The sequence below is a fragment of the Microbulbifer pacificus genome, from assembly GCF_002959965.1.
GTDB lineage: Bacteria > Pseudomonadota > Gammaproteobacteria > Pseudomonadales > Cellvibrionaceae > Microbulbifer > Microbulbifer pacificus_A.
In genome coordinates this window covers 2,069,874-2,094,204 of the sequence record NZ_PREV01000026.1, presented here as the reverse complement: position 1 = coordinate 2,094,204, position 24,331 = coordinate 2,069,874, and the positions used below count along the sequence as shown (strand labels likewise).

16 protein-coding genes are annotated in these 24,331 nt (G+C 57.8%); 4 read left to right on the top strand and 12 right to left on the bottom strand.

The genetic code is table 11. The features are described from left to right. Window positions 1–142 precede the first annotated feature (142 nt). Window positions 143–1,747: a hypothetical protein gene (locus C3938_RS09255; RefSeq protein WP_233998737.1), complete on the bottom strand. Its 1,605-nt coding sequence runs from the start codon at window positions 1,745–1,747 to the stop codon at window positions 143–145. Between the two features lie 356 nt (window positions 1,748–2,103). Here C3938_RS09255 and C3938_RS09250 point away from each other — a divergent pair, with 356 nt between their 5' ends. Both C3938_RS09250 and C3938_RS09245 read left to right on the top strand, forming a co-directional pair. Next, entirely contained in the window at window positions 2,104–3,663 is a 1,560-nt protein-coding gene (locus C3938_RS09250) for a CocE/NonD family hydrolase (protein ID WP_105102855.1), read from the top strand. Between the two features lie 284 nt (window positions 3,664–3,947). Then, window positions 3,948–6,731, top strand: a complete 2,784-nt coding sequence (locus C3938_RS09245; RefSeq protein ID WP_233998735.1) for a M1 family metallopeptidase — start codon at window positions 3,948–3,950, stop codon at window positions 6,729–6,731. A 70-nt stretch (window positions 6,732–6,801) separates the two neighbouring features. Here C3938_RS09245 and C3938_RS09240 read toward each other — a convergent pair whose 3' ends face one another. The 4 genes from C3938_RS09240 to C3938_RS09225 form a co-directional block, all read right to left on the bottom strand. Continuing rightward, entirely contained in the window at window positions 6,802–9,030 is a 2,229-nt protein-coding gene (locus C3938_RS09240) for a hypothetical protein (protein WP_105102853.1), read from the bottom strand. A gap of 161 nt (window positions 9,031–9,191) precedes the next feature. After that, window positions 9,192–10,823, bottom strand: a complete 1,632-nt coding sequence (locus C3938_RS09235; RefSeq protein ID WP_105102852.1) for a sulfotransferase — start codon at window positions 10,821–10,823, stop codon at window positions 9,192–9,194. Between the two features lie 153 nt (window positions 10,824–10,976). Then, complete coding sequence (locus C3938_RS09230; RefSeq protein ID WP_105102851.1) at window positions 10,977–13,418, bottom strand: TonB-dependent receptor; 2,442 nt, start codon at window positions 13,416–13,418, stop codon at window positions 10,977–10,979. A 156-nt stretch (window positions 13,419–13,574) separates the two neighbouring features. Then, complete coding sequence (locus C3938_RS09225; protein WP_105102850.1) at window positions 13,575–14,429, bottom strand: carbon-nitrogen hydrolase family protein; 855 nt, start codon at window positions 14,427–14,429, stop codon at window positions 13,575–13,577. A gap of 242 nt (window positions 14,430–14,671) precedes the next feature. Here C3938_RS09225 and C3938_RS09220 point away from each other — a divergent pair, with 242 nt between their 5' ends. After that, entirely contained in the window at window positions 14,672–15,925 is a 1,254-nt protein-coding gene (locus tag C3938_RS09220) for an MFS transporter (protein ID WP_105102849.1), read from the top strand. An 81-nt stretch (window positions 15,926–16,006) separates the two neighbouring features. Here C3938_RS09220 and C3938_RS09215 read toward each other — a convergent pair whose 3' ends face one another. The 4 genes from C3938_RS09215 to C3938_RS09200 form a co-directional block, all read right to left on the bottom strand. Further along, window positions 16,007–17,806 (bottom strand): PLP-dependent aminotransferase family protein, encoded by a 1,800-nt coding sequence (locus tag C3938_RS09215; protein ID WP_105102848.1) that lies wholly within the window; start codon window positions 17,804–17,806, stop codon window positions 16,007–16,009. Window positions 17,807–17,903: 97 nt separating this feature from the next. After that, window positions 17,904–18,491, bottom strand: a complete 588-nt coding sequence (locus C3938_RS09210; protein WP_105102847.1) for an HdeD family acid-resistance protein — start codon at window positions 18,489–18,491, stop codon at window positions 17,904–17,906. 66 nt (window positions 18,492–18,557) lie between these two features. Then, window positions 18,558–19,373 (bottom strand): LytR/AlgR family response regulator transcription factor, encoded by an 816-nt coding sequence (locus C3938_RS09205; RefSeq protein ID WP_105102846.1) that lies wholly within the window; start codon window positions 19,371–19,373, stop codon window positions 18,558–18,560. Window positions 19,374–19,453: 80 nt separating this feature from the next. Then, entirely contained in the window at window positions 19,454–20,542 is a 1,089-nt protein-coding gene (locus tag C3938_RS09200) for a sensor histidine kinase (RefSeq protein WP_105102845.1), read from the bottom strand. A 145-nt stretch (window positions 20,543–20,687) separates the two neighbouring features. On the opposite strand from C3938_RS09200, the gene C3938_RS09195 reads away from it, so the two are divergent. Continuing rightward, window positions 20,688–21,152: an EVE domain-containing protein gene (locus C3938_RS09195; protein WP_105102844.1), complete on the top strand. Its 465-nt coding sequence runs from the start codon at window positions 20,688–20,690 to the stop codon at window positions 21,150–21,152. A 20-nt stretch (window positions 21,153–21,172) separates the two neighbouring features. Here the strand turns inward: C3938_RS09195 and C3938_RS09190 are convergent, their stop codons facing one another. The 3 genes from C3938_RS09190 to bioD all read right to left on the bottom strand — a co-directional run bounded on the left by C3938_RS09190 (window position 21,173) and on the right by bioD (window position 24,172). Next, window positions 21,173–21,376 carry a DUF3094 family protein gene (locus C3938_RS09190; protein WP_105102843.1) on the bottom strand — a complete coding sequence of 68 codons (204 nt, stop codon included), beginning with the start codon at window positions 21,374–21,376 and terminating at the stop codon, window positions 21,173–21,175. Window positions 21,377–21,552: 176 nt separating this feature from the next. Then, window positions 21,553–23,328, bottom strand: a complete 1,776-nt coding sequence (locus tag C3938_RS09185; protein WP_105102842.1) for an acyl-CoA dehydrogenase C-terminal domain-containing protein — start codon at window positions 23,326–23,328, stop codon at window positions 21,553–21,555. Between the two features lie 142 nt (window positions 23,329–23,470). After that, a complete protein-coding gene (gene bioD / locus C3938_RS09180; RefSeq protein WP_105102841.1) occupies window positions 23,471–24,172 on the bottom strand; it encodes a dethiobiotin synthase in 702 nt (233 codons plus the stop codon). Window positions 24,173–24,331 lie beyond the last annotated feature (159 nt).

Sequence of the window (24,331 nt, the reverse complement as noted above, 5' to 3'; positions counted from 1 at the left end):
GACCTGGAGACTTTAGCGAGGCGAACTGTTCCACAAGGTTCCCCATAGACCACTAGCTTCGCCGGATGTTCTGTACCAAATAAAAAAGGGGAGCGACGCTCCCCTAAAGGTGATCCGGCAATTCAGCGGAAGAAACACATTGTCAGGGCGTCGCCTTGGCGGCGCTGCCTCCGATTACGCTCTTGCTGTCCTTTGTCTTGTCTTTCACCAGCGCGCGGCTCTGGCTCTTCGCACTTTCGATCGCCTGTCCGCTGGCTTCGGGCTTCAGTTCCGCGAGCATGTTTTTCATCTCGTTGTATTCAACCTCACTGGTGAGCTCCAGCATTAACGGCTGTGCCACCTGGGCGAAATAGGCGGCGTCTTTGCGATCGTACAGCTCTCTCGCCATCCACTGAGCGATGTGCAGTTCGCGCGGTGCACGCAGGTACGCCTGTTCGAGCATATCCACGTATTGCTTCTTCGGGTAGCCGAGCATTTCCATAGTGATGGCCAGGCCATACCAGTTCATCGCCTCGCTGGACTGGTTGTTTACCAGGTGCACGAACTGGTCGCGGGCCTTTTTCAGTGCGGCCTTGTTGCGGTCGCCCCCCAGGTTGCCGATTTCACGATTGAGCCACAACCAGGCCTGCGCCTTCTGGTACCAGAAGGTGTTGCGATCCGACGGTGCCACTTGCGCCAACAGGTGCGCGGCCTGCCTGAAGTCACCCTGGCGGGTTGCCGCATCGGCACGCGCCGCAGTCAATTCCGCGGAGTAGATGTTCTCGCGCTCGGCGTATTTCACCAGTTGCTCGAGGCCTTCCGCGTTGTAACCCGACTTGACCAGGAAGCGCGCCAGCTCGACGACCGTTTCCTTGGGGCTCATTACTTTCAGTTTCGGGCGCACCGACTTGAAGCTGGCCGGAACCTTGCCGCGGGCGAGGTCAAAGCGCCCACTCTGGAACTGATCGTTGTAGGCCTTTTCAATTTGTCGAATCGACATACCGAGATTCTTGGTGAGCGCTTTCACCGGGTCGGCGCCGTTGTTGTAGTCCTTGACGAACTGTTTGAATTCCTCGGTCTTGCCACTCTCCATGACAATCCAGTGCGCCAGCATCCAGCCACTGGCGTAGATACGTCCCTTCTCTTCATCCGGCGTGTTGTACACGGTCGCGCGCAGCAGCTCCTGCAACGGCACGGGTGCGGTATACAGCAGGGTCATGGCACGCTCGCCGGGAATCGCGCCGATCTCGTAGGTATTGCCGGGGCCGAACGTCATGGTAGACATGAACTCGGCAAAGCCCTCACTGTACCAGTAGGGGTAATGCGTGGTGGTGCCGTTGTAGCTGAGGAAGTGGGTGTACTCGTGAAACAGGAACTCCCGCGCCTCCAATTGGCGCTCGCCTGTGCGGCCGTCCAGATTCACCAGCGCATAGCTGCCCTCGGCGGTGGTATCAAACAGGCCGTTGGTGAGTTCCGACAGGTCCTCGCCCACAAGCCCCGCGTAACTCTCGCGGTCGGCGGCGGCATAGATGGTCAGCTTGGCACCGTCATCAGTGGCACCGAGCAGATTCAGGGCCACTGAGCGGTAGCGCTCCAGATCCTCCGCCAGACGGCGCACGGAGCCGGGATCACCGTTGGTGATGATGTGAAAGTTAGCGCTGTCAATTTCGTACCAGGTGTCTTTCGCCAGACTGTCCGCCATGGCATTACTGGTGAACAGCCATGAACCGGAAAGAACGACTACGTATGCGAGTATTCGTGAAAACATATTCTGACCACCCGGATTTTTCGCCACTGGTGCAAACTGAGCATTTTTCGATCAGTGTTGCGCGAAAAGCCACAATACCTGTTTTTACTGGTTAAAAAAAGAACAATCTTAAACGGGAACCTGTAATTCATCCTGAGCATAAGCCGGTCACGAACTGACGGGTCACGCACAGTCACAAACTGACCGGAAAGTTCTACGTATAGCCGCACGCCACTGACCGATAACCACCTCACAGTCACATGAAGTCGCGGGTTCTCTCTACACCCGATCTTCATAGACTCGATGCTCCGGCCAGCCCCAAGGCCCGGCCGGCGCGATGAAGATGTCATAAAAGAAATAAATACAGAGAGAAAACCATGAAGACACTCGCCCTGCCGGCACTGCTGGCCGGTGCCCTGTGCGCCGTATTTCCCTTCACCAGCCAGGCCGCCCCCACCTTTGTTGCCGATCTCGATATCGTCAGCTTTGATGGAACCGAAATCGATACCAACCTGTTTATCCCCGACACCCCCGCCCCCGCTGGCGGCTATCCCACCGTGTTGTTCACCAACAGCTGGGGACTGGACAAGCATCAGTACCTGCTGCAGGCAAAGGAGCTGGCACAAAACGGCTATCTGGTAATGAGTTACTCCACCCGCGGCTTCGGTGCATCCGGCGGGACCGTCGACGTCACCGGTCCCGCCACCATTGCCGACGGCAAAGTGCTGATCGATTGGCTAAAGGCCAACTACCCTGTGGGCAGGCTCGGTGCCGCCGGCATTTCCTACGGCGCCGGCACCTCCCTGGTCCTGGCGGCCCAGGACCCGCGCATCGACGCTGTTGCCGCACTCTCCGGCTGGTCCGACATCGTCGAGGGGCTCTATCCCAACGAAACCGTCAACCTGGTGTGGGGCACCCTGCTCACCGTCACCGCGTTCAATCTCGACCCGTCCGTAGACGTCATCTGGAACAACCTTCGAAACGGCACCGACATCGACAGCGTCTACGACTTCGCCGCCCCGCGCTCCGCCCTCGCCTACGTCGAGCAGTTGAACAGCAACGGCACTGCCGTACTCATGTCCAACAACTTTGCCGACTACCTCTTCAAACCCAACAGCATGACCCGGCTCTACAGCCTGCTGGACGGCCCCAAAAAACTCCTGCTGAACCCCGGCACCCACGCCGTCGGCGAAACCCTCGGCGGCAACGACGGCCACATCTGGGCCACCAGCTTCCGCTGGTTCGACCACTACCTGAAAGGCGAGGCCAACGGTATCGACACCGAACCCAAGGTCGACATGACCGTGCGCATCAGCAACCAGCGCGAACAGTTCGCCGACTTCCCGGTAACCGACAAAACCACCCGCTACCACCTGCACCCGAGGCTCAGCTACTTCAACAACGCCAGTATGAAAACCAGCCCCTATAGCAGCTGGAACTGGAGCAACGACTTCCACGGCGGCGCCGACACTTTGGCCGGCACCGGCATCCCGCTCATCTCCGACGCCCTCGAAGGCTTCGGTATCCCCGTGTACACCGACATGAAAGGTATCAACGGCTACCACGCCATCGAATACAACTCGCCAGTGCACTGGAGCACCTTCAAAATCCGCGGCACCCCCCGCCTGGACATGTGGATAAAACCCAGCAAGCCCGAAGTACAGTTGCATATCCACCTCTACGACACCGATCCCTTCGGCTGGGGCCGCCTCATCACCCACGCTCCCATCACCCTGCACAACGCACAGGTCGGCCAGGCCCAGAAGATCTCCCTCGAACTCTTCACCACCTCCTACGACGTGCCACCGGGCCACGTGGTGACACTGGCCATCGACACCGAGGGCGCGATCTACCAGAAGCCAGAAGACACACGCTATGAAATTGAAGTGCCGTACCGCAGCAACCGACAGTCGGTGCTGACGATTCCGCATTTGTAACCGCTACGAAGTGAATCACTTGATGCGAAGGCCAAGGGCTGGGGCGAGTTTTCAGGACCGTCGGCAACAGGGATGTTGCCGACGGAGCGTACAGGGATGTATTCACAGCGGTCCTGAAAACTCGCCCCCAGCCCTTCGCCGCCACCGGACCATCCAGTGGCACGCAGTTCAACCCACCGCAGTCCAGAGCCCACCCGTCCCATCGTGGCTCCAGATCAACCCACCCAACCCGCTACAATAGGGAAAATTTCCGACTCCCCAGAAAACCAACCCAAAGAACACACATGCGACACACACTTTTGCCCGGCTTGGCTCTGCCCAGCCTGCTGGCCGGATTCCTGCTCCTCGGCGGCTGCGACACCGCCAACAAAAATACCCAGGACCAGACCTCCGCGGACGAACCCGGCAACAGCGCCCTGCAAGACTCCACCAAAGCCAACCTGGAACCCGCCGCCAAAGGTGAAGAACAGCCCCCCGCCGGCAAACTCCCCGAAGGCGTGCGTCCCAAAGCCTACCGCCTCGACCTCACCCTCGACCCGCGCCAGGACCGCTTCCACGGCCAGGTGGAAATCGACATCGACATCGACAACCCCACCGACCACATCTGGATGCACGGCAACAACATCGACGTCACCCACATCGAAGCCCTGCTGCCCGGCAATACCGACAAACAGAAAGCCGAAGACAAGACCGTCGCCGCTCACTACCGCCAGATGCTCGACAGCGGTGTCGTGCGCGTCGACTTCGCCGGTGGCGTCCCCGCAGGCGAACTCACCCTGCGCATCCAGTACAACGCCCCATTCGACAAAAACCTCGCCGGCCTGTTCAAGGTGGAAGAACAGGGTGAGGCCTACGCGCTCGCCAAATCCGAATCCATTCAGGCGCGCCGCTTCCTGCCAGGCTTCGACGAGCCCGGCCTCAAAGCCACCTACGACATCAGCCTCACCATTCCCAAAGGTTATGTGGCCATCGGCAACGCCCCGGAAGTCGGTCGCAGCGACGTAAAAGGCGGCCTGGAAAAAGTCACCTTCGCCCAGACCCGCCCCATGTCCACCTACCTGCTGTCACTGGCGGTGGGCCCGTTCGACGTGGTCGAGCGCCCGGCGATCCCCGCCAACAAATACCGCAAACAGGAACTGCCCCTGCGCGGCTTCGCGCGCAAAGGCCGCGGCGACGACCTGAAGTACATTCTCGACGTCACCCCGCAGATGCTGCGCATCTTCGAAGAGCAGCTGCAGCGCCCCTATCCCTTCAAAAAACTCGACATCGTCGCCGCCCCCCAATGGCCGAGCGGCGCCACCGAACTCTCCGCCGCCATCACCTACCGCGAAGAGCGCATTCTGGTAGAGGGTGAGGAACCGGCACCGGGACTGCGCCTGGCCCTGCTCGGCGTGCACGCCCACGAAATCGCCCACATGTGGTTCGGCAACCTGGTCACCCCGCCCTGGTGGGATGACCTGTGGCTCAAGGAAGGCTTCGCCACCTGGGGTACCCCGCTCGCCCTCACCATCATGGAACCGGACGGCGGTCACGACCTGAACGCCGCGGTGAGTGCCATCCGCGCGATGAAACTGGATTCACTCGCCAGCACCCGCGCCATCCGCGAACCGATTACCGACAACAACGACATCCGCAACGCCTACGATGCCATCACCTACTCGAAGAGCCTCGGCGTTATCCACATGGTGGACGAATACTTCGGTGCAGACACCTTCCGCCCCGCGCTCGGCCGCTACATTGAAACCTTTGCCGACGGTGTGGCCGACTCACCGGACTTCTATAAAGTCATCGGCGAGGAAACCAATAGTCCGCAGCTCACCGATACCTTCCGCACTTTTGTGGAACAGAAGGGCGTGCCACAGCTCGACCTGACCATTGACTGCAACACCAAAGGCGATGCGAAAATCCACGTTAAACAACGGCGCTACAAGCCGCTGGGCTCGCCGATCCAGGACGTCGGCCAGCAGTGGAGCATTCCATTCTGTCTGCGCTCCAGTACCGGGGTCAGCCAGTGTGAGTTCCTCACCGAAAGAGAGCAGACCATTGACGTCTCCGGTGGCGGGTGCCCGCAATGGGTCATGCCCAATGTGGATGGCAGCGGCTACTACCGTTTCAATATGGAAGAAAAGTACTGGCAGGCGTTGCTCGCGCAGTTCGATCAACTCAGCCCCACCGAGCGCCTCAGTCTGATCGACAGCGCCTTCGCCGCGTTTGAAGCGGGCAACCTCAAACCCGCGGTACTCGCTGACGTTATCCGTCGCTCGGCCAACGCCGACAAGCGCCAGGTAGTGGAAGCTCCGCTCGGCAATCTGTCCAAGTACGCCACGCACTATGTGGACGACGGCCGCGCGGGTAGCTGGCAGGCCTTCCTCAGCGCGCTTTACAGTGACAAGCTCGCCGCGCTGCAACAGCGGAGCGATGCCGACAGCCAACTGTTGTACAGCCGCCTGATCGGATTCATGGCTCTGGAAGGCAAGGATGAAAACGCGCGTAAAGCCCTGCGTGAAAAAGCCGAGCAATTTACCGGCTTCCGTCAGATGCGTAACGCCGACGCCCTGGACTCCGATCTGTACGAAGCCGCACTGACCGTCGCGGTGCAGGATTCCGGCAAGGAGTTTCTCAATCACCTGATCAAGGTGCGCGGCGAACTGGATGACCCGCTATTTGAAAGCGCCAGTGCCAACGCCATTGGCCGCGTCACCGATCCCGCACAACTGGACATCATCCACAACCTCGCACTCAGTGATGGTCTCGGCACACGCGAAGCGTTCGGCTTGATCCAGAATGCGCTGGCGGAACCCGCACTGCGAGATCGCAACTGGCAGTGGCTGAGGGACAATTTCAGCAGTGTGGTGAAAAAAATTCCCGAGCAGTGGCGCCGCGATACCCCGCGCTTCGCCGCCAGTTTCTGCGATAAAAACTCACTGCAGCAGGTACAGCTGTTGTTCACCCAGCAACAGAAACTGGTACCCGGCTACGAGCGCGCCCTGGCGCAGACCGAAGAGGGGATCAACCTGTGTATGGCGCTGAAAGAGAAGGGGCAGGCACTCGTCTCTGAATTGAAATAAGCCAAGGTTTCCGCCCTCAGACAAAAACGGCAACCAATTGGTTGCCGTTTTTTGTTTCTCGCCTGCCGAATTACTGGCACAGGCTGCGTATACCATGAGCCTCCTGCACCGCTTCCAACCAGTAATAGGTGTCGTTGTCGCTAAAGTAGTAATAGACACTGTCGTTCGGCAGCAGCACCACGGTGATACCACCAAAGCCTGACAGGAACGGAATCCACTGTGCGCCACTGCAACCGCTCAGATTCCCCGCCACATTGTGTGCCCAGAAGCCGTTGTTGTAGCGATAATCTGCCAGCGGCACCGTACCGGTATCCGCAGCATTGCGTTGCAACGCGGCGTTCAGCTGCGTGGTATTGAGCATTTGCTGCCCGCCAATTTTGCCGTCGTCGATACCGACGAAGCGTGCGATCTTGGCCACATCGTCCGGCAACCACATCAGCCCCCAACCGGCAAATGGCTGCGCCACCGCATCATAGGTCCGGCGGGTGTAGCGCCCTGTGGGGCTCACCCCGATCGGCGCCCAAAGATCCGCAACGATGGTATCGTTAAACAGGTCTGCACTACCGCCCTGCTGGCCCCGCAGGTAATCGGTCATGTGCGTACCGGCAATATAGGTATCCGAAGTGTGGTAAACCCACTGACTGCCCGGCGATGCCTTGCGCGTGTACTGGCCACAGCTGTAACTGATCTTGCTGCTGTGGCTCTCTGCCAGGAACAGTCCATCGGTATGCGCAGCCCCCTCATCTGACATGTAGGTGGCACTGCCATAATTGCCCGTAGCCATATCCAGCAGATTGTTCAGAGTCACATCACTCCAGTTGCCGTTGCTGCTGCAGCTGGGCACATGGCCGCTGACAATACTATTGCGCACTCCGGGATACTGCTGTTCCAGGCGCATCATCGCCACGCCGGCGAAAAAGGATTTCGCGCTGGAGTACGACGGAACTACCAGAGATTCGCAGTAGGGATAATTGCCGTAACGGGTAACACAGTCGCCGCGGTAGTGGGTGCCATCGATCAGGAAGCCCGCGGTGGTAACATGACTGGCATCGGTGCTGTTGGGGCTGGCGAAGGCAGTGTAATCCGTACCGGGATAATCCGTATTCAATGCCGACAGCGCCTTGATGGGGATGCGCGCCGCCACTTCCGCCTGATAGTCCGCAATCAACTGGCTCTGGTTGGCAATGGTCTGCGGCGTGTAGCTGGCGCCGAGCAGTCCCCACCAGTCCGCCTTGAAATAGAGACAGGTTTCACTGCTGATCTGGTAGGCGACTTTTGAGATGGAGCCATCGTCCTTGAACAGGAAACTGAGTACACCATTGTGCATGCAGTTGGCGTTTCGCTGCTGCAGCGCAAACGGGATCGCCGCACGACTGTAACCGTTATCGCCGTTTTCCTGCCACACGCGCCCTGGGGTCAATACATATTCCCAGTTCGGATGACTGCTGGCGATGGAGCCACGCTCCAGCGGGAAAATATGGCTGCCAGTCTGCACAAACTGGAATGCGAATTCCGGCAGATGTTTGCGGGTGTTGTCACCAGCCCCGGTGTAATTGTAGGTGTCCTTGACCTCCGCAAAGCTGCCGCCGCTCGCCTCGCCATTCAACGTCAGGGTGCCGGCAAAGGCATGCTGCGGATGCGCCGCCTGCGCCGGCAGTGCATAACCGGAGAGATTGATCCGAGAGCCAGGATCACTACCATTCATCAGGGTGTTGTAGGTGAGCAGACTGCGTGAGACGTTACCATTGCCACTGAGCTCATCGTAGTAATCGTCGTTACCGCCCCCACTACTACTGCCACCGCCGGAATCCACGTCACCGGTCACCAGTATGTTGTCCCCGTAACAGTAGTCGTTATTGAGGTTGACCGAGTTGCGGTAGCGAATAATCAGACTGCTCTTATTATCCGCATCGATGGCCACGCTGTTCGCGGTGTACAGCGCGCTGTTATCCTGACCATTAACCAGGGTGATAGCGTTTACCCAACTGGCACCGCCGTTATTGGAAACTTCCGCGATACAGCTGTCACCACTTTCCAGCGAGTATGCGGAGATATCCAGGGATATATTGACGTTTACATATCCAACCGTAGAAATACCGTAACTGGCACTTGCACCCGGACCGCGCATACCGATGGAATAATTCCCGTAGTAGACGTTGGCATACACGTTGCCAGTGGTACTCCAGCCATCGATGGCACCGTCTTGAAAATTGTCCGAAAAGAGGTTTTCCGCGTGCAGGCCGGTGGACGCACAGGCACTCACCAGCACTGCCAGCGTCAAACTGGCAATTATTTTCATGATTATCGCGCTCTTGAGGTAATGAAGGGATGAATCCTTGAAAGCTACCTCAATAAGTTCGCGCAATTTCTGAAAACGCCATAGCGCCAGCTTATGACTTCGAATAGGTCCAGCCCACCGTTCCTTCGCCGACCTGGCCTTACACATACACTTAGACACGCTTAACAGGAGATTCCGGCATTTCGGAAAATTTCGCTCATCGGTTCCAGCTGCATTTTAAAATTTTTCCATTTTTCGATAGATGAGCGATATACCGGTTGACGTACTTGTACCGCGCTGGCGGTAGCGGTACCTCGGTCCGTACGGCGGTAAAACTCAAGCACGGAGCTTTCCCATGGCAGGTTGCAGAATGCAAATAGTCGTTGCGCCTCTTCCTCCGGGTTCTCCACGAGAGCCTCGTATTCCAGATCAAAGATACTTCCCGGCAACACGTCATGCCAGTGCCGCATCAGCTGTCGATAGGCCAAATAGTAGCGCGCCATCTCCCGTTGGCTGTAAGAAAAAGGATATGCGGTTTTAAACAGTGTTTTATAGATTGCATAGCAGGTATCCATAGGATTTCTGCAAAGATGCACAATCTTGGCACCGGGAAGCGCCTTGTGAATCAAACCTGCATAAAGAAAATTCATGGGGTTTTTGTCGACAACAATCTCCGCTTGTATGTTTCTGGCTCGCGCCGCCATTTGCCCCTGATAACGTAGCCCAAGTTGATGGAAATCAACTTCGGATGAAGCGCGCACAAACGTCGACTTGCTGTCGAACCCACTTTGATGTGAACGGGAAACGGCTTCAGTCAAAAATCGGGCAAAGGTATCCGGTTCGCCTACAGACATCACACCGGGAGCTGAAGTCAGCATACGATCTACCAGTGTCGTTCCGGTTCTGGGCATACCGAGTACAAAAATCAGACCGTCTCCTATTCTCTGAGACGTCTCCTCCGTCCGCGGGGTGCGGTCAAAGTATCGCTTGCTGAATATTCCTATGATGGCGTCAATGGTCGCGAGATCTTTTTCGACATCATAGTGCAACCCCGAGCGGCGCGCGGCACAGCCCTTTTCAAGGTATTCAAAACTCTCATCAAAGCGGTTCAAATCCTCCAGTTCTTTGGCGAGAGCGAAATTAAGCTGCACTCTCGCCTGCGGAGGCAACATATCGATCGACACCAGCTTCTTGAGTTGAGATATATGGTTACTTTCGGTGGTTTGCTTACGCAAGTCACTACGGTTTTTGTACGCCTCCCAATCGGCGGGATTCCGGGCAACCACCTGATCGTAGAGTGATTCAGCTTCCGTAAAGTAGCCCATCGCGCGGCAGGACGTAGCCGCATTGAATAGAAGCTGTGGATCGTCTGGCTGCAGAAGAAGTGCAGCCTTGTAGAGTTTCAGTGCCTCTTCATGTCGCTCGCACAACGTAAAGATATATCCTGCCTGCGCCAACAGTTGTATATCGTTACAACGCAGGAACAGCTCGCCGTCTATTTCGGCCGCACCCGCAATATCACCCGCGCGCAAATGTATTGCCGCGCGGTGCATCGCGATCGGAAGGTAGATCGAATCATCTGGCTGAATGGCATTAAAGGCAATATCAATGGCCTGCACAGCTGAGGAAAGTTCGCCTTTGGCCACCAAAATGTCTGCCCGCAGGCGGCTCACCTTTACCTCTTCCGCAACAGATAACCTCCGGTCGTCATTGGCTACAGCGAGGCACTCCAATGCGGCGTCGTACTTCTTTGCTCGGAATAAATCTGCGGCAAGCTGGTAGGAATTCTTCTGATGTTCGAGTTTCGGGTTCAAAGAATCACTCCGTTCAATGCACTCGCAAATATTTATTTTCGACCATACCAGATAGAACCCGTCTTCCCCACTATTGCATCCGCGAGAAGAAACAAAAAAGCCGGTCAGTTTGACCGGCCAAGGGAAAGCGATAACAGTCAGGAGTATCGCAATTTAGAAACGGTATGATGCCGACATTCCCAGGGTTCTCGGCATGGTGATAAAACTGCTGGAAGCATCGTTGGCATAGTTGTAGTTAAACCACTGGGATTGGCTGCCAGCGTGATTCGGCCCCCAGGTCGCTCCGGTGCGCGCACCGGTAATACCCTCGTCATTGGTCAGGTTCTTCACAAACAGGTCCATATTCCACGCGTCCGATGACAGGGAGACGGACGCATTCAGCAGTGCAAATCCGTCGAAGGTAGCAGCCTCTCTGGGGTTGCTGGAAGCACTGTTTTCGGTTTCAGACTGGTAGTAGCCATTGACCTGATAGTACAAGGAGAGCCCGTTGTTCAATCCCTGCAGATAACCGAGGCGCGCGGTGACAGCATGTTCCGGAATACCCGGCAAGCGCGACCCGGCTTCACGGCTACTGGTGGCCTGCCCCGGGAACAGAATGTCCTCGGTCAGCTCCGCATCCACGTAGGTGTAGCTCACGCCACCATCAAGGGTATCAGTGAACTGTCCGTTGAGAGACAATTCAACCCCTTGGCTAACTGCCTCCTCGCCATTTACCACCACAAAGTAACCGGAGATCGGACCTGCGGTATTCAACTGTACGTTATCCCAGTTCACCCGAAACAACGCCGCGTTGTACTGCAGACGACGGTTAAGTGTACCTTTCACACCGACCTCAAAGTTATCCACGGTATCTGCACCATAACTCAGCAGGCCCGGATCTTCCGGGAATGGCCCAGAAGTTGAGACCGCATTGGCACCGCCACGGCGATACCCTTGCGACCAGGTAGCGTAGGCCATATCGGTTTCGGTGATATCCACCGAAGTATTCAGCTTGAAGATCGTATCTGAGTCACTGAAGGACTGATCAAATTCATCGAGCATTCCCCAGAAAGGCAGCTCCGCTCGGCTATCAATATCGGATTCCACGTCGAATTTACGCGCACCCGCCGTTACCTGCCAAGTATCACTGAGGTGATAGGTCACCTCGCCGAAGAAGGCTTTTTCCACATAGTTCATCTGGCGGCTGTAGCGCCAGTCGACATCACTGGAGGTATCCATGCCCCACCAGTAGGAATACCAATTAGCACCGACATCGTAGAGCCAAGGTTCATCTATATATGTGGGGATTCCCTCTGCTAGCGAAGCTTCAACCCAGTCATTCAGTCCGGGAGTTTCGGATAACTGAGTCATCCCCAGATCCTGATCCTGATAATAGGCACCGAGTATCCAATCCACCTTGCCTTCGGTATTGGAAACCAGGCGAACTTCCTGCACGAATGAGCTGTCGTCAAACGTACGGGTTGCACGGCTCAGGGGACGCGGCGATCCCGCATAGTAAAATCCGAATCCGGCATTGGCATAGAAACCGGTATTGTCGGTTACCCCAATGGTTTCATTGTCATACTCGGATGTACTGGAGGTAAGCGTGGCAAAACCGAGGTCCACTTCGAGCTCCAGACTGACCAGATCCAGCTCGCGTTCGGACGGCTCCAGAATCAGACCGCCGAACTCATAGTCGTCCATGCTCTCAGTCTGCTGACGACGACCTCCGGCATCCCCCGCTTGCGTAAAGTAATCCAGTTGCGCGGAGAATTTATCATTGGGCTCAAAGCGCAGGCTGGCACGGGCGTAATCAACATTGACCTCATCCGCGTCTTCGATGTTCTGATACAGCGCCGGGCTGTTGGCCACATCCGCCGGATCCGCGAGCGCAGGAACGCCATTACCGTCCAACACATAGGCGTTGGCATAATCAATAATGCCCGCGCGGTTCAGAGTACCGTAAGACATGCGCGCAGCCAGCTTCTCACCCATGGGAATATTCACAATCCCATCCACCCCATGATTCCAGCCTTCAGACCCTTCAGTTTGGCTGTAGTAACCGGATACACTGGCTTCGAACTCACCCATTTTGGGCGCACGCTGGATATAGCGTACCGCGCCACCGAGTGCACCCGAACCATACAGAGTGCCCTGAGGACCGCGCAGTACTTCTACGCGCTCGATATCCCGCAGAGACAACCCCACAAACAGTGGTGTGTTATTCACATAAGTAGCCACAGACGGAGCCGCACTCAACTGAACGTCCCCCTGTGTTCCCGCATCAATGTTTACACCGCGCATCAGGATACCGTTGACCACACCACCGGAGCGCCAGTCGCGGTCGATATATTGAACACCGGGCAAGGAACGCATCAACTCGGACACCTCCTTGATATTGGCCTTCTCCAGGGCATCGCCGGATACCGCGGTGATATTGTAGGGAACATCCTGAACCGTAGTGTCGCGACGAGTCGCAGTAACGATGATTTCTTCTACCGCCTCCGCCTCCTGCGCATACACCTGCGGCACCACCATAATGCTGCCTGCGGATACCGCCGCTACCGCGGTAGCGAGTGTTGTTTTATAAAACCCCTGTTTGATCGGTTGCTTCATGATGCCCTCTGCTAGGTCTGGTTCTCTTATTGTCAGTGACATTCGCTGGCCAAACAGCGCCGGCATGTGTTTGCGTAAAATTTAATAACCAGTCACTGGCCTCAACCTAGTGCCAGTTAGTCTACAACGACTGGTCCAGATTTAATTCTCTGGTGTTCAATCGGGCACTTTGAGTTCGCCGAGGCTTTCGAGCGCCGGCGAGATGGCGCCATTTTCGTACTGGGGATAGCGCACACGCCCGTCGCGGAAACTCTTCAGCGTCTGCCCCAGGCCTTTCATGCCGCGCTCTCGAACCTGAGTAACTTTTCCCAGATCCACCTCAAAAACGATAATTTCTTCCTCCACAGATGCCTCGTGAATCGTCTCCCCTTCCGGTCCAACGATGATGGAGCGGCCCACGCCCTGGGCACCGGCAGAGTTCACGTCGACGACATAGCACTGATTCATGGTGGCGCTGGCGCGCACAATGGAAAGTTCATCCCGGCGGTCGATGGTGTCGGTCTTGGTGGGGTGAATGATCACTTCCGCCCCCAGCCACACCAGGGCGCGGGTGGTCTCGGGAAACCACATGTCATAGCAGATGGAAACACCGAAGCGCCCCACATCCGCCACATCGAACACCACAAACTGATCGCCGCCGGTTACACCTTTTTCGTAGGGTAGGAACGGATACATTTTGCGGTAGCGTGCGATCACTTCGCCGGCGGGATTGATGACGGGTGTCGTATTGAACACGGTACTGCCGCACTTTTCGTACATGGAGCCCGGCACCAGCCAGATGCCCAGTTCGCGCGCGGTACGGCGAAAGGCGTCTTCCTCCGCCGATGGCAGCTCACGCGCATGCTGGGCGCCGACCCCGCGCAATGCCAGCTCGCTGAGTACTACCATCCTGACCCAGGGATAGCGAAGCTTGGTGCGCTGAATCCTCTGCAGCAAAAGCTCCAGGTTGTCGGTCTCGTCCAGTTTTAACTGCAGCGCGGCAATTCCAAAGCGGCGGGGTTTGGTACTCATCTCTCACCGTGTCCTACTTGTTTATTCTCGGCTGGCGCTATACTGGCCCAGCCCCAGGCGCGGCTATAGGTCCAGTTTGGCGCTGGCGATGAGTCCACCGAGGGATTGGCAAGATTTTATTGGGGATTGGGTGAGGTGGCTCCACAAGTACCGCAGAACTGGCACTATCGCCGGTGCTGTAATAGGTTAGCTTTGGTCCGGTTCAGAGAGATAACAACAGTGTACCTAACTCCGGAGTACTTATGCAGAACCCTTCCAGCAGCGAAGCCATAGAGTTCCCAGAACTTTCGCCATCCGGAGAAAACATTCCCGAAACCGTCAATCGCGCTGTCGTTCTCGCGGATAACGGCTGGCTCGCGAGTATCTTTCTCGCCTTCCTTTCTTCTGCGGGCCTGTATTACGTCAATATTTTTCCGGTGATCGTGGACGCTCTGATGGTCGGCGCCGGGTTGAGCGCGGAACAGGCCGGGCAGATCACCTTTGCCAATACTATCGGCGCGGTGATTGGTGCTTTCACCGTCTCCTGGCTGATCCGCCACATTCCCCGCTGGAAACTGGCCGCCACCATACTTCTGTGCTGCTCCATCGGCATGGATGTACTGACAATACAATTGGCGAATCTCGATCTGCTGATTCCGCTGCGCCTGGTGCACGGCATGCTCGGCGGTGCACTGGTGGGGCTGGGATTTGCGGTGATCGCCCGCAGCGGCATTGCCGGGCGCAGCTACAGCATGGTGTTGCTGGTGCAGTACACCGGCGGCGCCATCGGTATGGGATTCCTGCCAAACCTGGTTGTCGAGAACGGTCCCTATGTACCTTTCTATGCACTGATCACGTTCAGCGTGATCACGCTGTTGATGCTGCCGCTGATAGCGGATTACCCGCTACCGGATAAATCGGAGCGCGCGGCATCAGAGAAACACGCAGACATCAAACTGCCGCTGGGCCCGATACTTGTTACGCTGGTTGCGCTGTTCTGTTTTCAGTTCGCCAACATGGCTCTGTTCGCATTTATCTTCGATCTCGGCAAGTCCTTCGAGCTGCCCCTCGGCTTTATCAGCCAGACCCTGTTCTGGGCCAATCTGATTGCCATCAGTGGTGCCGCGCTGGCTGCGGTAACCGGCCAGAAACTTCCACTGGCGAAACCTCTGGCACTGGCGCTTGCGGTGACGGTGGCCGGGCTACTGATGTTTGTTTGCAGCGGCGTGCATGAAATCTTTATCATCGCCAATATCCTGACGGGTATTACCTGGGCCTTCTGTGTACCCTATTTCCTGACCATGGCTTCGCGCTTTGACCGTGCGGGACAGATGGGGGCGTTTGGCGGGTTTGCTTCCAAGCTGGGTCTGGCCTGCGGGCCGCTATTTGCGGGTTATTTTATTACCGGAGGCGGGAGTTACACGCAGTTGACTGTACTGGCTGCGCTGGTGCTGTGTATCTGTTTGATTTCCGTTCCCGCCGCGGCGCGCCTGGATCGCGCCACGGCACAACAGTAACGCTTTTATTCCAAGTATTTCGCGGTGAATCCAAGTCATTGACTCCGTAACCAGGAACCCCTCAGCTATCGAAGCAGATTTCTACTCATTGGCAATAATCGCGGTATCAATCAGCTTGCCGGCTTCATTGAACCACTTGATGCGATGCCCGTCGGCCACCACGAAGAAACTCGCCTTGCGCCCGTAGGACCAGTTGCGCCACTGGCGCACCCACTGGTCGCCATCGAGCCACCAACGCCCCATATCCGTCTCGTCCATCTCCACATCGTTGCGGGAATAGCCCAGCATGGTGCCGTCGGGCTTGAGCTCAATACGGTAGGACTCACCGAGAGTGTTGGTCCCCAGAAATACCGCTCCGGGCATTTCCTGCTGCAGCTCGGGGGCAGACAGACGCCTTCCGGCTGCCGACGCCAACGTCTCCTCCTCCGCCTGCAATTCACCGTTGATCAGTTTCGCCAGTACCTTCACGCCGCTCTCGATCCTGTCCGCCTCAATCGCGGAAAAACCGAGCCTTACGGCGCTGCCGTCGCTCACGGTTTCCAGCAACAATCCATTTTGCTCAGCACTGACCAGTAACTGCAGCGAGTCGATATGCTCCGGCAATTCCAACCAGCAGGCTGTGCCGCAGCTGGCGCGTCGCACCTTGAGTTTCGGCAGGTGATACATCAGCGCTTCCCCCAGTGCCGTCCAACGCTCTTTCAGTTGCTGGGTAATCTTGAACAGCGCCGCATCCAGGTGCCCGGCCGCGACGAATTTGGCTAGTAAGCGCTGGTTTAGAGCGGGCACGCGTTCCCGCAGGGTATAGCGCAGCGCGCGCAGGCGCTGGATCACCGGCTTCGGTGCCACCACAAAGGCAAGCTGCATGCCGGGATCAATCACTCTGGGAAACTGATACAGATAAATCACGGAGCTGCCGCCCTGCATACTTTTCAGCGGCGGCAACGGGTTACCGTGATAGGAGAAATCGTGGTCGCAGTCGTTCTCCACAATGACCGCGCCCTGCTCCCGCGCCTGCTTCAGTAAAAGCCGCCGGCGCTCCAGGCTGCTGGTAACCGCAGTGGGGTTGTGCACATTGGGTTGCAGATACAGACAGTCCGCCTGCTTGAGGTTATCGTCCAGCAACGGTCCATCGGCATCCTGACTCAGCGGCAGAATCCGGGCCCCGGTACGCCGGAAAATCTCGCCCACCTCTCCCCCCGCAGGCCTCACCAGTGCGACTGCACGCTGATTTCCAAGCAAGAGTTCCCCCAGCAGATAGCAGGCCTGTTCGATACCGCTGGTCAGCAGCACCTGCCCCGGGTCCACATAAATACCGCGCCGCGGAAGCAGGCGGGTGCAGATCTGTTCCACCAGGTGGCGATCATCTTCGTTGTTACCCAGAGTGGCCCACTGGGCCACTTCGCGACCGGTAAAAATGTCGCGGGTACACTCGCGCCACTCGGCACCGGGGTAGAGCCGTGGGTCGTACTCATTGCTGACAAAGGGGTAGGGATACTGCAGCCAGTTGGCCGGACGACTCTGCAGCGCGCGCCGGTTCACCGACACCGGGTTACAGTGGTCGCGCCAGAAATGGCGATCGCCCTCCTCGCTGTGAGGAAGCCCGCTGCTGTGGCTGATCACGCCCTGCTGGGATACGGTTTCATTCACATAAAAACCGCTGCGCTCGCGGGTCACGAGGAAGCCATCATCCACCAGCTGCTGATAGGCAATGACTACGGTATTGCGGGCCACCCCCAGCTGCTCCGCCATGCGGCGCGACGAGGGCATCTTGTGACCTGCGGGAATACTGCCAGACAGTATCCCCTGGATAAGTTTTTCGCGGATCTGTTGCTGCAGGCTCTTTTCCGCAGCGGGATCCAGGACGATCAGTGCTTCGCTCATGATTGTTTATTTATCGTTTTTATCGTGCGCTGATGAAGTTTGCCCGGCATAAGCCGGGCATTCAAGCGTGGGTCTCCGACCCGGGGGCCCATGCAGATCAATGCGTTTTACGTGCCAATTTGCGCAGCCGGAACGCAAGCCATACCAGAATCACGCCAAAAATGATCGCATAGCTGCCGATCAACCACAGCAGCGCCAGCGCGCCGGCACCCGGCTTGAGCAAAAGAACCAGACCAAATATCACCGACAGCAGGCCGGCAAATATCAGCAGCCATTCATGGTCGATTTCCTTGCGCAGACGAATCGCACCGATGATTTCAAAAACGCCCCGCACCAGCGCCCAGGCACCGATAAAGATCACCAGCACCAGCGCAGTCACCTGCGGGTAGAAAAAGGTGACGATCCCCGCGGCAATACCGGTGATGCCCACGAACAACAGCCACCACAGCGACGAGCGACTCACCTCACCGCGCCCCTTAATCGCCCCGTAAATGGCGACGACACCATCCATCAATGAATAGACCCCGAACAGGATCACCAGACTCAACAGGGAAATACCGGGCCAGACAAAGGTGAGTACACCGAACAGTATGGCGAACAGGCCACGTACCAATGCGACCCACCAGTTATCGGCCAGGGCGTGCAGCAACGGGCGATGGGAAAGAGAAACAGAATCTCTGGTCATGATAACTCCCGATACATAAAGACCATACCATCGGGAGTTATAGGGTGAAGTTGCGCAAATAGCGAATCAGATGAAATGCTGTACCTTGTTTTTGTAGCTGCGGCTCATCTTCAGGCGCTCGCCATTGTTCAACACCAGGTGGTATTCACCATTAATATGCGCACAGATTTCCCGCACGCGTTTCAAATTGACGATGGTGGAGCGGTGGATACGCTGGAACACTTTTGGGTCCAGTTGCTGCTCCAGTTCCTTCATGGTGATACGCATCACGTGGGTTTCGCCATTGGCGTGCACACACATATAGTCGCCGGCGGCATCGATCCAGTCGATCTCCCGCGCGGGAACCAGGGTGATTTTGCCGGAGTCCTTGATGGCGATTTTTTCGGGATAGCGGCTGCTGTTACCGAAATCCCCGGCGGCCAGCTTCAGTTCCAGTGCCTCGGGCGTCTCCTGAGTGAGATCGGCCACCGCTTCCAGTAATTTTTCGCGCTGGGCGGCCAGGTGCTCGCTGCCAAGCTTGTCGCGTACCCGCTGCAAGGCGAGCGCCAGGCGGTCTTCTTCGATGGGCTTCAGCACATAGTCCACCGCACTGACCTCAAAGGCCTCCACCGCGTACTGGTCGTAGGCGGTAACGAACACGATCTGCGGCATATCTTCTTTCGGCAGCAGCTGCACGAGTTCGAGACCGGTCACGCCGGGCATCTGGATATCCAGAAAAGCCACATCCGGGTGCAGCGCCTGGATCTGCTCCCGCGCCTCGCGGCCATTGCCGCACTCGGCAACGATGTCCACTCCACCGAGGTTTTCCAGCCGCAGGCGCAGACCCCGACGGGCCAACGGCTCGTCGTCGACGATGATAACTTTCAGACTGTCGCTACTCACTGATCCACACTCCACTCAACTGTCACGTCCCTGTCGCTCAAGGACCGGAAATTATTCCCTACCCCCTGTTTCCGTTCTCGCTATTCCTGCTCGAAGGGAATACGTAAATGTACCGCGAGGCCGCCCTCCGGGCGATTGCAGAAGCGGGTCTTCTGCTCCACGCCGTACAGTGCGCGCAGGCGCTCGCAGGTATTGCGGATCCCCACACCGCTGCCGGTGCCGAGCTTCGCCAGCTCGGCTTCGGGAACGCCGGGGCCATTGTCGCTTACTTCCAACAGCAACTCGCCGGCGAATACCCGCGCCTTGATGGTGATCTCGCCACCCCACTCCCGCTGGGAGATACCGTATTTGATGGCATTTTCCACCAGGGGTTGCAGCAGCAGGCTCGGCACCAGCGCCTTTGGCGCCTCGCCGTCGAGATCCACATTCACCTGCAGGCGGTCGGCGAAGCGCACCTTTTCAATATCGAGATACAGCATCAGCGCCTCGACCTCCTTCGCCAGAGTCACCCGCTGCATCGGATCATTGTCCAGCGAGTGGCGCAGGAACTGCGACAGGCGGGTGACCATACTGTTGGCGGTTCTGCCGTCCTGGTCCAGGATCAGGGTGGAAATGGCATTCAGGGTATTGAACAGGAAATGGGGGTTCAGCTGGTAGCGCAGCATCTTCAATTGCGACTGGTGCGCGATGGACTCCGCCTTCAACGCCTTCTCCTGCTGGAGCAGAGAAGCCTGGTAGTACTTGATGCCGTAGTAGAGCGCCGCCCAGGTCATATAGATCAGGAACGAATAGGAAAACCAGTAGATGGCAACTACCGCCGGATGCTCATCGCTCTCCTTGCCATACAGCCACAGGGAGCCGCCAAATTTGATCGCCGCCCACAGCAGCGCCGAGAGCGCCACCACGCCGAGCGAACCGAGAAGGCGGGTGGCCGGGGGCTTGTCCCACAGACGCTGGAAGCCCCGGCGCATCAACTCGGTCAGCAATACACCAGACGCGGTTGCAACGGCGATATAACCGGTATGCAGCCAGTGGTTTTTTACCCAGAAAAAGCTGCCCACAAAGGTCAACAGCGTATAGCCGCCCCAACCGCTGCACTGCAGCGCCCAGTACTGGTAGCGCGCAGAGGCCAGTTTTGCCGACAGCCAATTGAAAACGCTAACACCCATAAACCACGCCCATAATCCTCCCAACACGCGCAGAGAGTGCGCCAATCTGGGAAAATAGCCTAAATGACACGGAGCGTGGACGAAATACCTCCAAACGCAGCAATCGGACGGACTGCCGCAGAAAGCGGCCATAAGTGAGGCGGAGATGAACTACTGGCTATTCAAGTCGGAACCAGACGAGTACAGCCTTTCTGACCTGAAACGGGAGCCCGGTCAGATTGGTCGCTGGGATGGCATTCGCAACTATCAGGCGCGCAACTTCCTGCGGGATGCGGTGCAAAAGGGGGACGGAGTCCTGTTCTACCACAGCGCCTGCAAGGTACCGGCGGTAGTCGGCACCGCGCGCATCGCGCGCACCGCCTATCCGGACCCGGCCCAGTTCAACCCGGAGAGCAAGTATTTCGACCCCAGAGCGAGCGCCGAAAGCCCGCGCTGGTTCTGCGTGGATATCCAGTGGCAGAGCGAATTTCCACGGCCGGTGCCACTCGCGGAAATCAAGCAGAACCCGGCATTGGCGGAGATGGTGCTGGTAAAGCAGGGACGGCTGTCGATACAGCCGGTGACGGACAAGGAGTGGAACCTCTTGTCAAAGCTCGGCGGTGCAAACTGACGGTTCCGTTTGAATAACGCTTACACCACCCCTTTGGTCTGCGCGATCAACAGGCTCAGCAGCGACAGTAGCGTCAGTACGCCGACGATGATGACCAGCAGTAGAATGGGGCGGAAAGGTTTGCGTTCCACATCGTTGTACCCGCTGCGCAGATAACGATCCACCCGCGCCTGATCTTCCTCTGACAGTTTTTTCGGTGCGATTTCGGGCTCTTGTTCTGACATTGCGTCCCCGGAAAAGTGTCTGCTTGAATGGCCCGAGTGTAGGGGCGTGCGTCGCGGGAGGCCAGTGCCTTGCGACAGGCGCATGGGCGAAGCTGCCCAGACGACGCATTTTTGCGATCCCCTGAAACGAAGAAGCCCCGCAGTGCGGGGCTTCTTCGTATTCTGAATGAGCGGAATCAGAACAGCGTATCGTCCATATCCATGAGCGTAGTGCTGCCGGCCAGCACACTGGCGGCCAGTGCCTGGGTCTGCGGCAGCAGACGGGCAAAATAGAAGCGCGCCGTTTTCACCTGACCGCGGTAGAAGTCGTCGCTCTTGCCAATGGCCACACTCGCGACCAGAGCCCACATATAGGCGTAAGCGACATAGCCGAACAGGTGCAAATACTCTACCGATGCCGCACCCGGGGCATTCGGATCCGTCTTGCTCGCCTCGATCACCGCTGCTGTCACGTCCTTCAGGCGCTGCAACTCAGCGACGAGAGGCTGAATGAATTCCGCCAGTGCTTCACGGTCATTGTTGGCATCGATGAACGCCTGCACGTCAGCAGCGAACAGCTCGAAGAAGGCACCACCGTTGGCGACCGTTTTGCGGCCGATCAGGTCCAGCGCCTGGATGCCATTGGTGCCCTCGTAGATCTGGGTGATACGCACATCCCGCACCAGCTGCTCCTGGCCCCACTCGCGGATGTAGCCGTGGCCGCCGAATACCTGCTGGCCGAGCACCGTGCACTCCAGGCCCTTGTCGGTGAAGAAGGCTTTCGCCACCGGGGTGAGCAGTGCCACCATCGCTTCCGCGTGCTGCTTTTCTTCACCCTCGCCGTATTTGGAGATGTCCAGCCACTTGGCCACGTAGGTGGAAAGCGCGCGACCGCCGCCAATATAGGCTTTCTGGGTCAGCAGCATACGGCGCACGTCCGGATGCACGATAATTGGGTCCGCGGCCTTCTCAGGCTGTACTGCACCGGACGGCGCGCGGCTCTGCACGCGGTCGCGGGCGTATTCTAGGGCACTTTGGTAGGAGCGCTCGGACGCACCCAACCCCTGGATACCCACCCCCAAACGCTCGTAGTTCATCATGGTGAACATGGCGGCGAGGCCCTTGTTCACTTCCCCCACCAGCCAACCCTTGGCGCCGTCGAAGTTCATCGCGCAGGTGGCGGAGGCCTTGATCCCCATCTTGTGTTCGATAGAACCACAGTTGACCGCATTACGCTCGCCCAGGCTGCCGTCTTCATTCACCAGGATTTTCGGCACCAGGAACAGGGAAATGCCTTTCGGGCCCTGCGGTGCGTCCGGCAGTTTTGCCAGCACCAGGTGGATGATGTTCTCGGACAGGTCGTGGTCGCCGCCGGTGATGAAGATCTTGGAACCGGTAATGCTGTAGCTGCCGTCGTCCTGCGGTTCCGCCTTGGTGCGGATGATGCCCAGGTCGGTACCGGCGTGGGGCTCGGTCAGGTCCATGGCGCCGGCCCAGATGCCCGCGTACATGTTCGGCAGGTATTTCTGTTTCAGTTCCTCGCTGCCGTGGGCGTCGATCGCGAGGCAGGCGCCGTTGGTCAGCACCGGGTACAGGGCGAAGGAGATATTCGCCGCGCAGATCATCTCTTCCACCTGCGCCCCCAGGGTTTTGGGCATGCCCATTCCGCCAAATTCCGGGTTGCCCACCAGTGCACCCCAACCGCCTTCGCAATAGGTGGCGTAGGCCTCCGGGAAGCCCTTCGGCGTCGTTACCACCCCGTTGTTCCAGTGGCACCCCTCTTCATCACCGGAGCGGTTGATCGGGTCCAGGGTGTTGGCGGCCAGTTTGGCCATCTCTTCCAGAATTGCATCGGCGGTGTCGCGGTCGGCGGTTTCCGCCAACGCCGGCAACCGCGCCCACAGTTTGTCCGCCTCAAATACTTCGTGCAGCAGGAAATTCATCTCGCGCAGTGGCGCCTTGTACTCGGCCATGGTCTCGCCTCGCCTGTTGAATTATTGGAAGAGTTGAATCAATCGTTTGTTTCAAACATTTGTTTGAAATCTAGGCTCAAGTACCCGACAAGTCAAGCCAGATACGGGGTATCCAGCTTGCAAGTCAGTCACATTTCGGGATTCAGTTGGGAGAAGATAGCAGCAGGTCGAGATTCAGGTGGGCCGCGCCCTGGCGGTAGTCGCCGGATTCGTCAAAGGGCAGCACCCCGAGACAGGGGGCAGGCAGCAATGTTTTCAGCGTCATCAGGTTCGCGTCCGCGCGGGACATCTGCGACTCGGGCCCACGCACGAAGTTCGCGATCCAGCCCGCGAGCGAAAGGCCATCACGGCGAATCGCTTCCGCCGTAAGTAGCGCGTGGTTGATGCAACCCAGCTCCATCCCGACCACGAGAATCACCGGCAGCTCCATTTCTTTGGGCAGATCGGAGAGGAATGTCCCCGGCGTCAGCGGCACCCGCCAGCCACCAGCCCCCTCAACCAGAACCAGATCCGGCTTGCCGCTGATCACCCCACGACAGACTCCCACAAGGCGCGATGCATCCAGACGTTTGCCGGCCTCCATGGCGGCGATATGCGGCGCGATCGCGGGCTCCAGCGCCACCGGATTTACCTGCTGATAGTCCAGATCCTGGGTCATCGCCTCCATCAGCGTCAGCGCATCGCCGTTGCGTAACCCCTCTGCCGTCTGCTCACAGCCGGAGGCCACCGGCTTGATGGCGGCAGTAGTGAGCCCTCGCGCCGCCGCGGCCGCCAGCAGTGCCGCGGTCGCGTAGGTCTTACCCACCTCGGTATTGGTACCGGTCACGAAAAAAGTACTGGTCACGGAAACGTCCTCATTCGATTCAGTCTTGAAATTGTTGGCCTTTTTGTTTGACGCCTCTTTAAACGTCGTCTACTTGCTGATAAATTGACCACTCGGAGCGATATTCATACAACCCACTTCGCCTTTATACGGCCCGGGTTAGGATAATTGCCTAATAAA

What these genes read in the sequence shown, in the direction of transcription:
- C3938_RS09200 (WP_105102845.1), bottom strand. Translation starts at nt 20,542, where the DNA reads ATGGGTGTTAGCGTTTTCAATTGGCTGTCGGCAAAACTGGCCTCTGCG.
- C3938_RS09240 (WP_105102853.1), bottom strand. Translation starts at nt 9,030, where the DNA reads ATGAAAATAATTGCCAGTTTGACGCTGGCAGTGCTGGTGAGTGCCTGT.
- C3938_RS09190 (WP_105102843.1), bottom strand. Translation starts at nt 21,376, where the DNA reads ATGTCAGAACAAGAGCCCGAAATCGCACCGAAAAAACTGTCAGAGGAA.
- C3938_RS09195 (WP_105102844.1), top strand. Translation starts at nt 20,688, where the DNA reads ATGAACTACTGGCTATTCAAGTCGGAACCAGACGAGTACAGCCTTTCT.
- C3938_RS09210 (WP_105102847.1), bottom strand. Translation starts at nt 18,491, where the DNA reads ATGACCAGAGATTCTGTTTCTCTTTCCCATCGCCCGTTGCTGCACGCC.
- C3938_RS09215 (WP_105102848.1), bottom strand. Translation starts at nt 17,806, where the DNA reads ATGAGCGAAGCACTGATCGTCCTGGATCCCGCTGCGGAAAAGAGCCTG.
- C3938_RS09220 (WP_105102849.1), top strand. Translation starts at nt 14,672, where the DNA reads ATGCAGAACCCTTCCAGCAGCGAAGCCATAGAGTTCCCAGAACTTTCG.
- C3938_RS09225 (WP_105102850.1), bottom strand. Translation starts at nt 14,429, where the DNA reads ATGAGTACCAAACCCCGCCGCTTTGGAATTGCCGCGCTGCAGTTAAAA.
- C3938_RS09230 (WP_105102851.1), bottom strand. Translation starts at nt 13,418, where the DNA reads ATGAAGCAACCGATCAAACAGGGGTTTTATAAAACAACACTCGCTACC.
- C3938_RS09245 (WP_233998735.1), top strand. Translation starts at nt 3,948, where the DNA reads ATGCGACACACACTTTTGCCCGGCTTGGCTCTGCCCAGCCTGCTGGCC.
- C3938_RS09250 (WP_105102855.1), top strand. Translation starts at nt 2,104, where the DNA reads ATGAAGACACTCGCCCTGCCGGCACTGCTGGCCGGTGCCCTGTGCGCC.
- C3938_RS09185 (WP_105102842.1), bottom strand. Translation starts at nt 23,328, where the DNA reads ATGGCCGAGTACAAGGCGCCACTGCGCGAGATGAATTTCCTGCTGCAC.
- C3938_RS09255 (WP_233998737.1), bottom strand. Translation starts at nt 1,747, where the DNA reads ATGTTTTCACGAATACTCGCATACGTAGTCGTTCTTTCCGGTTCATGG.